The sequence below is a fragment of the uncultured Gimesia sp. genome (assembly GCF_963972345.1).
Classification (GTDB): domain Bacteria; phylum Planctomycetota; class Planctomycetia; order Planctomycetales; family Planctomycetaceae; genus Gimesia.
Map to the genome: position 1 here is coordinate 1 of NZ_CAXAVM010000165.1, position 16,035 is coordinate 16,035.

General features: G+C 50.7%; 10 protein-coding genes and 1 pseudogene. 7 read left to right on the top strand and 4 right to left on the bottom strand.

From position 1 onward, the window contains the following. A partial coding sequence (locus AACZ40_RS21875; RefSeq protein ID WP_339675841.1) for a PQQ-binding-like beta-propeller repeat protein occupies nucleotides 1-1,286 on the top strand: 1,286 nt, incomplete at its 5' end. Between the two features lie 195 nt (nucleotides 1,287-1,481). Next, complete coding sequence (locus AACZ40_RS21880) at nucleotides 1,482-2,297, top strand: glycosyltransferase family 2 protein (RefSeq protein ID WP_291171260.1); 816 nt, start codon at nucleotides 1,482-1,484, stop codon at nucleotides 2,295-2,297. Nucleotides 2,298-2,549: 252 nt separating this feature from the next. Here AACZ40_RS21880 and AACZ40_RS21885 read toward each other — a convergent pair whose 3' ends face one another. Both AACZ40_RS21885 and AACZ40_RS21890 read right to left on the bottom strand, forming a co-directional pair. Then, a complete protein-coding gene (locus AACZ40_RS21885; protein WP_291171258.1) occupies nucleotides 2,550-2,960 on the bottom strand; it encodes a hypothetical protein in 411 nt (136 codons plus the stop codon). Between the two features lie 45 nt (nucleotides 2,961-3,005). Further along, nucleotides 3,006-5,462, bottom strand: a complete 2,457-nt coding sequence (locus tag AACZ40_RS21890) for a DUF4159 domain-containing protein (RefSeq protein WP_291171256.1) — start codon at nucleotides 5,460-5,462, stop codon at nucleotides 3,006-3,008. 413 nt (nucleotides 5,463-5,875) lie between these two features. Here AACZ40_RS21890 and AACZ40_RS21895 point away from each other — a divergent pair, with 413 nt between their 5' ends. Beyond that, nucleotides 5,876-6,892 (top strand): MoxR family ATPase, encoded by a 1,017-nt coding sequence (locus AACZ40_RS21895; RefSeq protein WP_339675846.1) that lies wholly within the window; start codon nucleotides 5,876-5,878, stop codon nucleotides 6,890-6,892. Nucleotides 6,893-6,937: 45 nt separating this feature from the next. On the opposite strand, the gene AACZ40_RS21900 is transcribed toward AACZ40_RS21895, so the two are convergent. Together AACZ40_RS21900 and AACZ40_RS21905 are read right to left on the bottom strand one after the other, a co-directional pair. Next, nucleotides 6,938-8,422 (bottom strand): serine/threonine-protein kinase, encoded by a 1,485-nt coding sequence (locus AACZ40_RS21900; RefSeq protein WP_291171252.1) that lies wholly within the window; start codon nucleotides 8,420-8,422, stop codon nucleotides 6,938-6,940. Between the two features lie 369 nt (nucleotides 8,423-8,791). Next, nucleotides 8,792-9,958 (bottom strand): amidohydrolase family protein, encoded by a 1,167-nt coding sequence (locus tag AACZ40_RS21905; RefSeq protein ID WP_291171250.1) that lies wholly within the window; start codon nucleotides 9,956-9,958, stop codon nucleotides 8,792-8,794. A 310-nt stretch (nucleotides 9,959-10,268) separates the two neighbouring features. Here AACZ40_RS21905 and AACZ40_RS21910 point away from each other — a divergent pair, with 310 nt between their 5' ends. The 4 genes and pseudogenes from AACZ40_RS21910 to AACZ40_RS21925 form a co-directional block, all read left to right on the top strand. Next, a complete protein-coding gene (locus AACZ40_RS21910; protein ID WP_291171248.1) occupies nucleotides 10,269-11,588 on the top strand; it encodes a radical SAM/SPASM domain-containing protein in 1,320 nt (439 codons plus the stop codon). Between the two features lie 1,138 nt (nucleotides 11,589-12,726). Continuing rightward, nucleotides 12,727-13,113 (top strand): hypothetical protein, encoded by a 387-nt coding sequence (locus AACZ40_RS21915; RefSeq protein WP_339675850.1) that lies wholly within the window; start codon nucleotides 12,727-12,729, stop codon nucleotides 13,111-13,113. A gap of 293 nt (nucleotides 13,114-13,406) precedes the next feature. After that, nucleotides 13,407-15,596: an ATP-binding cassette domain-containing protein gene (locus AACZ40_RS21920; RefSeq protein WP_291170715.1), complete on the top strand. Its 2,190-nt coding sequence runs from the start codon at nucleotides 13,407-13,409 to the stop codon at nucleotides 15,594-15,596. Further along, nucleotides 15,586-16,035, top strand: a pseudogene (locus AACZ40_RS21925) (toxin secretion protein); the annotation flags it as partial. The gene AACZ40_RS21920 and the pseudogene AACZ40_RS21925, both read left to right, overlap by 11 nt.

Sequence of the window (16,035 nt, forward strand, 5' to 3'; positions counted from 1 at the left end):
ACGGCGGAAAATATCGTCCCAAGTATGAAGATGACCTGGGAGTCGTACTCTGCTTTGACGAAAAGACCGGTGAATTCAAATGGCAGCTATCGCGTGAAAAACTGCCACAGGGCCGTGTCAATGACTGGCCGGAACAGGGAATCTGTTCTGCCCCCTGCATTGAAGGCGAGCGTCTCTGGGTCGTCACAAACCGTTGTGAACTGATGTGCCTGGATACGAAGGGCTTTTATGACAATGAAAATGATGGTCCTTACAAAGATGAAAAAGAGACTGATAAGAAAGATGCCGATATCATCTGGTCTCTGGATATGATCGAAGACCTGGGTGTCTTCCCACATAACCTGGCAACCAGTTCTCCAGTGGTCCACGGCGACACCGTCTTCCTGCTGACATCCAATGGTGTTGATGAAGCTCACCTTGAAGTGCCAGCGCCGCGGGCTCCCTGCTTTCTGGCCATCAATAAAAACACGGGAGAAGTCATCTGGGAAGACAATACACCGTTCGATAACATTCTGCACGGACAATGGTCCTCTCCTGCGATCGGTCAGGTAAATGGCAAAACACAGGTCTATTTCCCTGGTGGGGATGGCTGGCTCTACGCCTTCACACCCGAAGGTGATGGAGAAGGTAACGGCAAACTGATCTGGAAATTTGACCTGAATCCCAAAGACTCGAAATGGGAACTGGGAGGACGAGGAACCCGCAATGCTCTCATCAGTACCCCTGTTTTCAAAGATAACAGTGTGATCCTGGGAGTCGGACAGGACCCGGAACACGGTGAAGGCGTAGGTCACATCTATCGCATTGATGCCACTAAAACGGGTGACATCAGCCCACAGATTTCCGATGGAAAAGATGGTTGGAAAGATAATCCCAATTCCGGACAGATCTGGCATTACGGCGGTGAAGACGTCGATGGCAAGCTGACCGGCAAAAAAGGTGATCTGCTGTTCCGACGAACCATGTCGACTGTCGCTGTGGCTGATGGCCTGGTGTATGCTCCCGACCTGAGTGGGTTCGTACATTGCCTGGATTTTGAAACCGGTAAACGCTACTGGGAATATGACATGTTCGCAGCCTGCTGGGGTTCCCCGATGGTTGTTGATGGGAAGGTTCTGATTGGAAACGAAGACGGCATGCTGATCATTCTCGAAGCAGGAAAAGAAAAGAAACTGCTGGAAGAGAAAACCTTCAATTCGTCGATCTACAGCACCCCCACCATTGCCAACGGCAATATGTATATTTCCGATCGATCCCAGCTGTACTCGATCAAAGTGACTGAGTAACAACAGTTTACAGTTTTTTATACTGATTGAATTACCGAAGTCTGTTCTCTGCAGACTTCGGTTTTTTTATGCCCTGAGAATCCGGTTTTGACATAAAATCACTTTTTTGATACACCCCCCATACACCATTCTCCTGACCAGTTTCGAGAAATTCATCTCTACTGAAACCAGAACGTATCGGGTAACCATTTCCACATGTCATCTGCCATCATCGTCATTCCCTGTTTCAATGAAGAAAAACGACTGGAAGTACTCTCGTTTCGAAAGTACATTTTGGCTCATCCAGAGCATCAGTTTCTGTTTGTGAATGATGGCAGCAGTGATCGCACAGCGTTGATTCTCGATGACATGCAGGCAGCGGTGCCCGAATCATTTGATGTGCTGCACCTTTCTCGAAATCAGGGGAAAGCGGAAGCTGTCAGGCAGGGAATGCTCCAGGCGTTCCATACAGACGTAGATTACGCCGGTTACTGGGACGCTGATCTGGCTACGCCTCTGGAAATGATCCCCGAATTCACACAACAACTGGATCAGACCCCCCAGCTTTCGCTGGTAATTGGGGCCCGTGTCAAGCTCCTGGGCAGACAGATTGAACGGCAGCAGATCAGACATTATCTGGGACGCTGCTTTGCCACAGCCGCATCTACCGTGTTACAACTGCCGGTTTACGATACGCAGTGTGGCGCCAAACTTTTTCGGAACAGTTTGCAAAACCAGACTCTGTTTTCAACACGATTTCTAACTAACTGGATTTTTGACGTCGAATTGCTGGCCCGTGCCCGGCAGCTGGAAAAGTTTTTTGAGTGTGATCCGCTGGAAAACACGGTTTATGAACTTCCCCTGAATCGCTGGCGGGATGTAGCCGGATCGAAAGTCAAACCGCATGATTTCCTGAAAGCATTTTTCGAACTCTGTTCCATCTACTGGAACTACCTGCGACCTTCTCTGAAAAAGCCTTTCGCGACATTACCTGTCTCTTCCGTTTCAGACGCAGTCCGCAAAGCAGCATAGACTGTGTCCAGTTTTATTGTAGCGTCTCCACGGCCATTTGGGACCGGATATCATTGACTGAGAGACGTTGTGGAAAATGTGACTCGCTCTCGAATTTGTCTGGCTCTGCAGGCCGGATTAAATTCGGATCCAGAGATAAGACGCCTAGCCCCCGTTACACAAATTCCATCCGGAATACGGGAGTATGCGCAGACCAGAATCACCGGGCAGACGATTTTGAAAAACGGTCGTCTCACAACTTTGAGAGTTCTGTCAGGCATGATGAATGTTGAACCAGCTGCTGCAGTATTCACATTTCACATCGCCATGGGGGGAGACATCCAGATTGTCAGAAAGTGGTGCATTACATGTCGGACAGGCATACGTGCCCTGACTGGAACTCCGTTTTGCCGAGCGGGCTCTTTTTGACAACCTCTTCTTTTTCAAGCCTTTGCCTGTCAGCGAACTATAAGCAGTTAAGCCACCAATCAGGACGAATGGAATGGCAATAAATGAGGCAAAGATCCGAAAGAACAGAGGAGGCGCTCCAAAGCCACCGAAGGGTTGTGACCACATAAAGCCGAGGACTGTCAGGCCAATTCCGGCGAAGACGCAACCAATCACGACTCCCACAAACCGGGCTCCTGCTGCAATATTTTCCTGCTGATTATCAAGTTCGTTCATCTGGGTCCCTGTTCTGTTTCGACGAATGAGAGTGTCTGTCTCACTTTAGTCGACTTTAATGCCTTGGACCTTATTTTTGAAGGCAATATCCTGAAGTAAGGCATACCGCACAATATTCAAAGCCAGATTCACCGCATCCTGGGGCACATAACCTGCGCAGGCGACCGAGGCCTGCTGCTCCAGAGCACAACTGATGTCGTACTTGCTGTAAATGACAGCCAGATGTCCATCGATCTCGATGCCCTCCAGTAAAGGCTCCACGACGACAGTCTGCGCCTTCAAAGGCTGGTTCACATCATCCACTTCCATCTGGCGACGCCTGACGCGACGAACGTCATACCCCGTCTGCTCTGAAAATAAGGGATGATCAATGGGAATCCGCTTCAATTCGCGTGTGGGAAACATTTCCCGGATCATCTGGCGAAAGCTCTGATCAAAGGGTTGTGAACCGCAACAGGCGTCGGCAAACAGAACGGCACCATTCTCCAGCGCCTGCCTGATATTCGCCTGTTCCGACTTCGACAGGCTGAACTGGCTTCTCCCGTGCATATAAATCAGGGGATACTGCATCAGATTGGGATCGCTGGCCGGGAGACTGGGAGTTTTCGTCGAGGCGATCATCCCCGCTTTCTGATTCAACGCTTTCAATAAATTGCCCAAGGCCCGTGGTGCAGCGTCCCAGGTTCCCGTGTGTCGAATCTTGGCAATCTGCAGGAATCCCCGTTCAATCTGATTCTGCATCCCTTCTTTATTCGCCAGTTCTTCCTGATCCAGCTTATTGGGAGGTTCCCGACCTGTCGCATAGGCAATCACGTTGGAACCGATCCGAATTGCCCGGGTAATCATTGAGGTCGCTTTGACCGAGCGATCTTTGGAGGGGAATCGCATCCACTTGTCCCACAGACAGGCCAGGTCATCAGGACAGTAAATAATCGAAGTGCGGCAGCCGACATCGACTCCGTACAACTCGACACTTTCGGCATCCAGCAGATATTCACAACGAAAGACAGGATGTTCGGCAGTCAGTCGTTTCAGCTGGACTTCCCCCTGGGGGTACATTTTTTTTATAAGCTCACGAAATCCCCTGTCAAATCCTGCACCGTTACAGTTATCAACGGCGAAAATGAAGCCCCCCTGTTCCACGTACTGCTTGAGGTGGGCGACTTCTTTTTCATCGAATTCCGGATGATCCTGACCACTGATAAACAGAACCGGCGCCTGTCTGAGTACCGACACTCCGGCCCCCTGGATCGCCAGATCCAGATTGACTGTTTGCCAGGTCAGCAGCTTCGGCCAGTCGGGTCTGCCGGACAATGCATCGGTCAGATTCAGAATATCATTCTGATGATGGTTCCAGTTCGGGAGAGTGTCCGGCTTTTGATTTGCCTGGGCATCGGAATTGTATTCCAGTTTATTGATCAGGACCGGTGCTAAGCCTTTGGAGAGAAACAGCAGTACGAAACTGGTTCCCAATACAGGATCACTTTCCTGCCCGGCCCCTTTCCAGGAACCATCCCTGACTGATTGACGCTCCGTGAGAAAAGCCGCGCCTTCACGGTACCAGTCATGTTTACCAAAGAACCGGGTCCCGCTCAGGCGACCAGCACGTTCGAGACCATACAGATAATACAACAGCCAGGAATTGACTCCGGGATTACTGCCCACCGAAAAATGCTCTGCCATCCAGCGAATCGCGCGTTCGATTGACTCATCATCGTCTTGATTCACGCAGCAATTGGGCGTTCCATCCGGATTGATCTCCAGTTCATCGCCCAGCATGGAATTCACAATCACCATTGTAGCGATTCCAGCTACGGTCATACTGCCCCGGCTGGCACCGACTTTCGACTGATAGCCCCAGCCACCATCGGCGCTCTGCTGGGTACTCCAGTACTGTTTGATCAGTTTCCAGGTACTGATGCTGACCGGAACACCGGCATGGACTGCATCCCGGAGCGCCAGCACTGCGTACTGGCTGTTACTGCGATCAGCGGAGCCGCCTCCTCCAATGGCCATCCCAGGACCATACCCCCAGCCCCCGGCATCGGGGCCCGTTTTAACCTGACTGTTTTCGAGCTGAAGTACCAGTGACTGAATCAGCGTATGATCTCGTTTTCCGTCTTTGGCTGCCGCCAGAGCCATAATCATTAAACCGGTCTGATATGTTCCTCGCGGCTCGGGGGGACGCAACGATCGCAAATATTTGAGACCACGCTGTACTGGCTCATCTTCAGCTGTCATGCCACTATTGATGATAGCCATCAATGCCAGACAACTGACTCCCACGACATGACTTCCTCCCCGAGTCGGCCAGGAACCATCTTCATTCTGTTGTTTCACCAGAAACTCCCGACCCCGGTCTATCGAGTCGACGACGGCTTGCGCTGTGAGTTCCTGTGCAGAGATGGTCGCGTTAAAATGGAATAAGACAGAAATACAGATGGCACCTGTCATCGTCCAGCGCAACGCCCGATGCGCCCTTCGATATTGAACACAATCCATGGATTTCTCTTTCGATACTCTCAGTATCTTTATCAGGTAACAGGCAAGAGACAGCATTCCAGTTCTGACGGTCATCTCATTTCGCACCTGCCGCTCTGAAGCTCGGCACCTGTCTCTCGTATCTGGTAGAAATGATTTGACGGTTATTATAGTTTAAGAAATGTCCCTGCTTCTCAATTTTATCCGTTTTTTATTAAATCCTGTGCTTTTTCAGCCGTTTTGGGCATTGTAACAGATTTGCCTGAGCAAGTCAGGAGTCTCTGTTTCTCTTGTCATTTAAGAAGAGTATAATCAGAGCACCTGAAATTCTGTTTCCACATCCAGACGAACTGAGGCCTGGTCGCTGAAACCGGGAACTGGTCTCTGCCAGAACAATCAGTCGGGATTCAATCACTAGAGAGAATGGGATAACATTGGCTAACGAAAAACGCGATTACGATGATTTTCTGGAGAAGCTGAAACGTCACCACGATGTCATGGTGGAAGAACTGCATAAAGTCATTATTGGACAGGATGCTGTTATTGAACAGATACTGGCTGCGATTTTTACCGGCGGCCACTGCCTGCTGGTCGGCGTTCCCGGGCTGGCGAAAACGTTGCTGGTCAGCACGATCGCCCGTATTCTCGACTGCGAATTCAAGCGGATTCAGTTTACCCCCGACCTGATGCCCTCTGATATCACCGGAACGAATGTGCTCGAAGAAGAAGATTCCGGCCGCCGTTCCTTTCGTTTCGTTCAAGGGCCGGTCTTCACGAATATTCTTCTGGCCGACGAAATCAACCGAACTCCACCTAAAACCCAGGCAGCGCTGCTGCAGTCGATGCAGGAACGGGAAGTCACGGTAGGTCAGACGACATACGATCTGCCTGACCCGTTCTTTGTGATCGCCACGCAGAACCCGATTGAACAGGAAGGAACCTACCCGCTTCCCGAAGCGCAGCTGGACCGGTTTATGTTCAATATCAAAGTAGAATATCCCAACCTCGAAGAGGAAGAAAAGATCCTGGCATCGACCAGCCTCAGCGAGAAACCGGAAATCCGTAAAGTTCTCTCAGCGAAATCCATCATCTATCTGCAACGTCAGATCAATATGATTGAAGTCGGCCCGATGACAATTAACTATGTCACCCGACTGGTCAGAGCCACTCGACCTTCGGATGGATCAGCGCCCGCTTTTGTGAAACAGATGGTCGACTGGGGTGCGGGGCCACGGGCAGGCCAGTACCTGATTGCAGGCGGCAAAGCCATTGCCGCCATGTCGGGGCAAGCGAGTGTCTCGCTGAATGATATCAGACGGGTCGCGGTCCCCGTGCTCAGACACCGTATCTCTACTAACTTTCAGGCCCAGGCAGAAGGCATGGTGACCGAGGATATCATTGCCCGGTTACTGGAAGAGATCCCTGAACCCAATATTCCCAAATACGAATGACAGATTGAGTTCGGACTCAGCTTCAGATTTCCAGAGACGGTTGACTCAATGCGCAGTCAGTTCCGCGGAGTCGTTGAGTTGATGCTGAAGTACTCTCTGAATTTTGGCTCGCAAATTTCGAATTTTGATCGGCTGAACCAGAATCCGGGAACGATCCGTTTTCTGTAATGTTTTCTTCGCACTGGCATTTTTCTCGGAAAGCACCAGTACCGCAGACAGATCGGCATCTAAAGCCAGCGAATCAGTAAACGCTTCCACTGCGCCGGGGCCGATTGAGTCTTCCATGAAGACCACACAGTCGGGTGCATTTTCTTTAATGCGGTTGATGGCCCGTTCGACGTCGCTGAGAATGAGAACCCGATATCCATGTTTGGTGAGATATTCTCTAAGGACATCCTGATGCTTGGGACGATTCTCCACGCACAACACCGTGGGGGGAGCGATCGCCATTTTTAATTCCTGCTCAGCGGCTGGCTTCGCATGAGAGGGTTTATCAGGAACGCCAGATGCATCCAGCTGCGCCCGAACTTCCAACAGATCCTGAATCGCTTCAGTTGCTGACTGATAACGCTGAACAGGCTCGTAAGCCATGAGTTTTTCCAGCACGTTTACAATGGGAGTTGGCAGATCCGGTTCCAGCGTCGTGATCGAAGGGACCTGCGAATAGCGTGAAGGCCGCTTTCGCTCCTCGATATCTTTGGTTCTGGGGAACGGGGGCTTGCCACACAGCAGTTCATAAAAGATCGTACCCACAAAATACAGATCGCTGCGCGGATCGTTCCGCGGTGCGCCGGTCGACTTTTCCAGAGTTCCGTATTCAACGGCCCGCTGGTGTGCTTCGCCGGCTCCGCTGGAATCGTCATCTCCAGCCAGGCCAAAGTCAATCAGCTTGGCAACTCCCTGGATTGACATCAGGACGTTGGTCGGTTTCATATCACGATGGGTGTACCCCAGGCGATTGGCATATTCCAGACCTTCACAGATATCGACGGTGTAGTTAATCGCTTCAATGGGGGACAGCTTTTTACGGATCGTGATGAAATCACGCAGGTTTCCCCCTTCGACAAATTCCATTGTAAAGAAGTGGGTCTCGTCCTGAACTCCGACATCGTAGATGGCAACAATATTTTTGTGCTGAAACTGTTTACAGACTTCGGCTTCCCGGTGAAACATTTTGACTGTATCAGGGTCTTGTGCCCAGCGCTGTCTGAGAACTTTCACGCCAACCATACGGCCATCCTTCAATGAAGCAGCCCGGTAAACACGGGCAAAACTTCCGGAGGCATTCTGATACATCAGCTTGTTATCGCCGAGTACGAGTCCATCCAACTCATTGCTCTTGAGGCGACCTGCCTGAAAAGATGTGATGAGATTCCTGCGCTCTAACAGACGGATGAGCTGATCTTCATCAGTGGATTTTTCCTGAAGCTCCTGAAGACAGGCATCCATATCCTGCTGTGAAACGAGTCGCATACTGACTAGTTCCACACTGAGCTTTTTCTTCTGTGACTTCTTATTAAAAAAAATCATTCGCGTTCCATGATCTGCCGATGCACATCAGGCTGTGGATAAGATTTGCTGTAAACCAAATGGAAACAGAACAGTGCGTTCAAATTTGATTTAGCTGTTCTCTTTCGCGAAAAAGATAAAAATAAGTGCCTCGTTTACAGGAAATTCAACCGCCAGATGTCATCTCTGAATTCAATGTGAGCCAAAATATAATAGAACAACGGTCCTGAAATAGATACAAAATTCCAATTAAGAAATTTTGAAGTAAGTATCGAGAATGTCTAATTATAGCATTCAAATTGAGACAGGGGAATCAGTGAACACGCGCGCAGAAAATAATTTTCGAATTTCGGAGACCAAGGAAGCGTATTCGTTCTAACCAGAACAGATTCAGGAATTCACCAGAAGTGTGCCGTATTTGACCGCGCCACAAGCGAGCGTGGTCTGAATATTCATTCGGGAGCCTGTTCCTTCGTAGTGGAACAGAATCAGGTCGGCTCGTGAACCAGCTTCAAGGCTGATTTCTTCAAATCCCAGCAGTCGAGCCGGATTGAGGCCCGCCATATCCAGGGATTCCTGCAGGGTAATCCCTGCCATGTCGATCGCTGTCGTCACGCAGGTATCGGTTTCGACACCGGAACCGGCCAGTAACTGTCTCTGGCCTGCAATCACAATCGGGCCGTCTTCCAGAACTTCCATTTTGACCGAACCTTCTCCATAAATACCCGGAGGAGATCCCGCCAGACCGGACGCGTCACAGGTGAGGATTGTGTTCTCGACACCTTTGGTCTTGATAATGGTTCGAACGACGCTGGCGGGGAGGTGATGTCCATCAGTAATGATACTCGCCATCAGCCGTGATTCGCCCAGTTGTTCCCAGATGTAGTTCGGATGTCTCCGCAGTGTGCCATGCGCTCCGTTACCCAGGTGAGTACTCAATTGTGCCCCGGCATCAACGGCTTCCATGATGTGTTCCGGCTCAGCTGCCGTATGACCAATGGAAACCACCACACCCGATGCGACTGCTTTTTTGATGAAGGGAATCGCATTATCAACTTCGGGAGCCAGCGTAATCAGGCGAATCCGATTTCCGGAAATCTCCTGCAGACGACAGAACTCATCCCAGTCAGCAGCTCGCACCTGATCCAGCGGATGTGCACCACGGGGACCCTGTATAGGTGAAATGTAAGGTCCTTCCAGATGACAGCCGGGTACCATGTGTTGTGCCCAGGAGTTCTCTTCACACGCTTCGCGAATCGCCGAAAAACCGCTTACGTAATCTTCGTATGAACTAGTGATCAAAGTAGGACAGAGTCTCGTAATACCATACTGATAATGCTTTTCCAGTACCTGGCAGACTTCATCAGACGTGAGCCCCGGTTTATTAAACCAGATTCCACCATACCCGTTTATCTGCAGGTCAAACATGGCAGGCGCAATGAACGGCAGCCCTGCTGCTTCCGAATCAGGAAGCAACTCAATCGAAGAGATTTTCTCTCCCTTGATCTTGATACTGACTGCTTCGTAGGTATCGTATCTTCGTCCAACTAACTCCATCAATTGCCTCGAGCTCTTAAACAATTTGAATCAGGAAGCCTGTGATTAAATTGAGCAACTATCACAGGTTAATTTAAACTTAGAAAGTATAAGAATTATACTTCAATGTCAAAAAAAGAATTTTGAGAACACTGCCTTATACCATGAATTTCATGCAATTTACAGTGTGAGATTAAATGTTTGTGTACTATGAAAAAATTCCCGGTATTTTTTGAGGAATCGGGTGTTTTCGAAAGCGGTAACGAGTAAAATTGGGAGTAAAACAATTTTGTTCACTAAATCCGCTGCTCCCACGGAATTGAGATAATTTATGTACTTGAAAATGGCCAAACGGGTTCTCATGGAGACAGACAAAAGACTTGTCTGGAAACTGGCTTACAACTTTGGCTTCAAAGGCGCCCTGTCGGTTCACAAGCACAAAAAACGCCTCAAACGGGGAGAATTCTTCCCCCCTTTCCTGTATATCTCGGTCATCAACAGCTGCAACCTGCGTTGCCAGGGCTGCTGGGTTGATGTCGCTGCCAAGCAGGAAAAGATCGATGTCGAAGCCATGTCCAGGCTCATTCAGGAAGCGAAGGAAATGGGGAATTCCTTCTTCGGGATTCTCGGCGGGGAACCTTTCATGCATCCCCAACTCCTGGAAATTCTCGAACGTCATCCCGACTGCTACTTTCAAATTTTTACGAATGGGCAATTTATTACCGATGAGATTGCGAAAAAACTTCGCAAGCTGGGCAACGCGACTCCCCTGATCAGCGTCGAAGGTAACGAAATCATCAGCAACGAACGCCGCGGACGTAATGACGTCTATGCCAAAACCATGCAGGGCATCCAGAACTGTCTGAACAACAAACTGCTGACAGGTGTCTGCACCAGTCTCTGCAAATCCAATATCGATGACCTGCTCACCGAAGAATGGGTCGACAAACTCATCGACATGGGTGTGATGTATTGCTGGTATCACATCTATCGTGTCGCCGGGCCCGAACCCAATCCGGAACTGGCGCTCTCTCCCGAAGAACAGTTGCGCGCCCGCAAGTTCGTCGTTGATATCCGCGCCCGCAAACCTATTGGCGTCATCGATGCCTACTTCGACCACGATGGCACCGCCCTCTGTCCCGCTGCCACCGGTCTCAGTCACCACATCAACCCCTGGGGAGATATCGAACCCTGCCCGGTGATCCAGTTCGCCACCGACTCCATTCACGATCGGTCGAAAACATTGAAAGAAAAATTCATCGGATCTGAGTTCCTCAAAGACTTCCGCCACGTCGTTCAACAAAACACCCGGGGCTGTATCATCCTCGAACGTCCCGACCTGCTGGAAGACCTGATGAAAAAACATGGCGCGAAAGATTCCACCTTCCGAAAACAGGCCATGCAGGAACTGCAGAACCTGGAAACACGGACCTCTCAGTATTCTCCCGGAAACGAAGTCCCCGAGAAAAGCTGGGTGTATCGTATCGCCAAGAAATTCTTCTTCAACGATTTCGGCGTCTATGCAGGCACCGATCACAGCCAGACCTCTGCCCCAGGCATCCTGGCTGCACGGGGCACTGCGACCGTTTCTTCGAACGACGATCCCCCTAACTTCGTGCCACTCGAAGCCATCAAAAGTGATGTCAACTGACCAGCAGAGAGCAGCCTGCACTCCCCAAGCTTCCAGTGCGCATCACATGGAAGCAGAGTGGCTCTCAATCGTGTCTCATCGGTCCCAATGACCGGCGAGACACGACAGCCAAACGGAACAGTGTCTACTCGTCTCATTTGCTCACTCCTGCTGAATAAATTCCTCTTGACGCCTGCGCGCCGCTGGCGATAAGCGCTATTCTGAGTCGCGCGCGTGACCAGTTTACAGTGCACTGAAACACAAGCCACCTGTTCCTGGTCTTCACTGTAAAAGGGCCTGTTTTTTCCCGATTTGCACTGCCTGAAATCACACCGGTTCGTGATGGTAGCCTGCGGGTCGCCACACATCGCAACGCTTCGTCCCGAAACCGCCCCGACGTCGCCGCAGATCGGTTTTCTCTCAACCCGTATCGCCACATGATCTTGTTCATCCCCCTTGACGCCCCCATGTCTTTCCACAAAATAAACCACCATGCAAAACCCAACACGCAACGAAACCACAACCCCCGGCCAACGAACCCCAGTTCCACAGATCGAACACCAGAATGAACCCAGCAACAATAACAAGTTTTCAAAGTCCTCTCCCCCGTCCGGGTGCCATCTGTCGGCTTGCGCGACAGTGCTTTGAACAACCATCCCAACCCAGAAAAACAAGGTGATCCCGAATAAAATTCGAGCCGAGCACAGCGAGCAGGAAGTCGCAGCTGCCGCGTACCTCCCAGAACCAGGCTTTCCCTACTCACTTCGCACGGCCGGACAAGCCGGCCATGGCACCCCGAAACCTCTCTATTAATTGCAATGTGTCCTGCAAAAATTAGACGGGCGTGTTTCACCGTTGACTTGCCCAACGGTGAAGGTGATCACGGCTCCCTTACCCGTTTCACAAAGCATCATAAAAGAAGTACACCAACTCCCGCAGATGAAAATCCCGAACCACTGAAAGACGAAAAAAAGAGTCCTCGTATTAAAAAGGTGTCAGGAACCTTAAATTTAAGGTTCCTGACACCTTTTTAATCGCCCGAGAAAGAATCGGATAACCCCAATGCAATTCGAGGCTGTCGCAGACAACAGGAAACAGCCAGGGCAATCACATAATCCAGAGCCACACACCCGACCTGCCTTGCCGTAGGAGATGTCCCATGTGTCAGCCCGCCTGGCGAGGTTCAACCCGGCATCGCATACAATGGGAACAGATGAAACATCCCCATCAGAATTATCGACCACGAAAAACACAAAACCAGCCATCAGAAAAAAATGGAAACCCGAATGCAATTCGGGCCGAGCAAAGCGAGCAGGAGGTCGCAGCTGTCACGTACCATCCGGAATCAAACTTCCCACTCCCTTCCAGCACAGCCGGTCAATTCGGACCACCAGCACCGATTTCCTCATCAAAGCTGGAAACACGGCTCCGTATCAGAAATCCCATTCGAATGGCTGCGGAAACAGCCCACAACCTGAACCATTGTTCCGATTCAATACACATCACGGATCATATTTTTGTCTTTCCCCATTTTTCTTCGGGGTAATTTACGTTTACTCCTTATTGGCTCTCACTTTATCGATTTGTGCTGGTAAACAGGTATGCCCGGCGACAGGCAACTGCTTCATGAAAATTTTAAAAAAAAATCGTTTACCGCATGGCATTTCGGAAATAATGAAATTTGAAATATGTGAATATGATGCAGCCGATGATCCGATGTCATTATTACAGCCTGAGTGGCTTGAATGTGAATACTTTTCCTACTAATTTCAGGATCCCAGACTACAGTATCCTCGCCAGCGCTGTCCGATTAATTCCATTTAGAATCTCGAGTGATTTATGTCGAAGAACCCGCCAGACGATCAGGGTGCATCCAGCGATCCGGATCCCAACAGGATTCCCTCTGATATCAAATCAGCCGCGTGGTTATTTGAACAACTGGCTGTCGATTCTGGTCGTTCCGCCGATCGCACACGGATTCGCCGCGCTTTGATCGAAGCCATTTCAGTCAATACGTCAGAATCAGACGACGAATGGTGGGACTGGATGGTGGAAGCCAGCCGCAGCCTGGGGCTGAAATACAAAGTAATGGATTGCACTTTTCGTGAGCTGACCGATGTCGCCCGAGAAGGCGGACGGATCATCACCCGCGTGGGCACTCCTCCAGAATGGGTAGCCCTGCTCTCGACGAAAAGAAGACGTATCCAGGTATTACAGCCGGGGCGAGATCAAAGCCGGACCTGGATGAGTGTACGCAGGATGCACAGAGCTCTGAACTTGAAAAACCGGGATGAAGTGATCCGCTGCCTGATCATTAAACCCGAACTGACCACTACCGCAGAGCCCGGGCATGAGTCGCATCCACAGCCTCCGCTGGACCGGGTGCTTGCACTGATGAAACCGGAATCCGCGGATATCTGGACGATTACCGTCTTTGCTTTAGTAACAGGATTACTGGCCCTGGCAACACCAATGGCTGTCGAGACGCTGGTGAATACGGTGGCCTTTGGTCGTCTGCTGCAACCATTAATTGTACTGGCATTAATGTTGCTGGCGTTTCTCTCATTTTCGGCTGCCCTGATAGGTCTGCAGACCTATGTCGTGGAAATCATTCAACGTCGATTATTTGCCCGAGTCGCGGCTGATTTATCCTATCGGCTGCCCCGCATCGTACCGGCAGCCGTGGAAGGCCAGTCCGGACGTGAACTGGTCAATCGTTTTTTCGATGTCATTACGGTTCAAAAAGCCTCGTCAACCCTGTTGCTGGATGGGATTGCCCTGGTGTTGAACACACTGATTGGGATGACCGTCCTGGCTTTTTACCATCCCTGGCTGCTGGGGTTCGACGTAGTGCTGCTGGGGCTGATCGTGTTTATCATCTTTGTACTGGGGCGGGGAGCCGTTAACACCAGTATCAAGGAATCAAAGGCAAAGTACAAAGTAGCAGCCTGGCTGGAAGACCTGATCGGTTGCCGGACCGCGTTTCGCTACCGGGGGGCGGCTGAATTTGCACTGGATCAGGCCGATCATCTTACCTATGAATACCTCAGTGCACGTAAAAAACATTTTCGCATCGTCATGCGTCAGATTATTTTCGCCTTAGGACTGCAGGCGGTTGCCAGTACGGCATTACTGGGACTGGGAGGCTGGCTGGTTATTTCCGGGCAGTTAACCCTGGGGCAACTCGTGGCGGCCGAGCTGATCGTGACAGTCATTGTTGGTTCGTTCGCAAAGCTGGGAAAACATCTGCAGAATTATTATGACCTGCTCACTTCCGTGGATAAACTCGGGGTTTTATTTGACCTGCCGATGGAACGCCAGGATGGCCTGCTGGCATTGCCGCACGATGAACCTGCTGAAGTCATGATCAACAACATCCCCGGTCCCGGACATCATGGTACTAATGCGGACGGCCCACACAACCTCAAGATCAAGTCGGGGGAACGTGTGATGTTAATGGGCCCCAGCGGGTGTGGTAAAAGCAGGATCCTGGATCTGTTGTTCGGATTATCAAAACCGGAAGAAGGGCATGTTTCGATCAATGGGATCGACCCCAGAGATTTGCGACCGGACGCACTCAGAAAACATGTCGCGCTGGTGCGGGATATCGAAATCTTCTCGGGAACACTCGAAGAAAATGTTCATCTGGAACGCTCTTATGTTTCGACCAGTGATGTCCGTGAGGCATTAGAATGGGTCGGCTTAAGTGATGATATCATCACTCTGCCCCAGGGGCTGAATACACGCCTGGTCGAAAACGGATATCCGCTGACGACCAACCAGGCGCGCAGGCTGATGCTGGCGCGGGCCATTGTCGGGCGTCCCCGCCTGCTGCTGGTAGATGGAGTGATTGACTGTTTTCCGGATGGCGATGCAGAACAGCTGATGGCGATGCTGTCAGATTCTGAGCGACTCTGGACGATGATTATGGTCACAGGACGACAAAGTCTCGCGAACGCCGGATCTATGATCTACAAGCTGGATGATATGCAACTGGTGTCACCAGAGGGAGTCTCTCATGTCAGATAAAAAAACACTTGATACCACGATATCCAATTCGAAAAAAAATCGCTGGTCGTTATTGAGCCCTGTGGCATACAGCGAATCAAGTATGCCTGCCTTGCGACTGGCGCGGTCATCACGCCAGGTACGTAAGATCGCGAAAGTGTTGTTTGGAATCCTCGTGCTGACGATCACCGTCATGGTGTTTGCGCCGTGGCAGCAGTCTGTCCGGGGAACGGGTAATGTACTCGCCTATTCTCCTGATCAGAGACAGCAGGTCATTCAGGCAACAATCAACGGACGCATCTCGCGCTGGGGGGATCAGATCTTTGAGAATGCGCGTGTCAAAAAAGGACAGGTGATTGCCGAGATCAGCGATCTGGATGAATCCTATGCGGCACGCCTGGATCTGCAGTTAATGAATACCCAGCAGGCGCTGACTGCTGCAAAACAACACCTGGAAGCA

Coding starts and splice junctions, on each gene's coding strand:
- AACZ40_RS21890 (WP_291171256.1), bottom strand. CDS start 5,462: ATGGATTGTGTTCAATATCGAAGGGCGCATCGGGCGTTGCGCTGGACG.
- AACZ40_RS21900 (WP_291171252.1), bottom strand. CDS start 8,422: ATGATTTTTTTTAATAAGAAGTCACAGAAGAAAAAGCTCAGTGTGGAA.
- AACZ40_RS21920 (WP_291170715.1), top strand. CDS start 13,407: ATGTCGAAGAACCCGCCAGACGATCAGGGTGCATCCAGCGATCCGGAT.
- AACZ40_RS21905 (WP_291171250.1), bottom strand. CDS start 9,958: ATGGAGTTAGTTGGACGAAGATACGATACCTACGAAGCAGTCAGTATC.
- AACZ40_RS21885 (WP_291171258.1), bottom strand. CDS start 2,960: ATGAACGAACTTGATAATCAGCAGGAAAATATTGCAGCAGGAGCCCGG.
- AACZ40_RS21880 (WP_291171260.1), top strand. CDS start 1,482: ATGTCATCTGCCATCATCGTCATTCCCTGTTTCAATGAAGAAAAACGA.
- AACZ40_RS21915 (WP_339675850.1), top strand. CDS start 12,727: ATGTGTCAGCCCGCCTGGCGAGGTTCAACCCGGCATCGCATACAATGG.
- AACZ40_RS21910 (WP_291171248.1), top strand. CDS start 10,269: ATGTACTTGAAAATGGCCAAACGGGTTCTCATGGAGACAGACAAAAGA.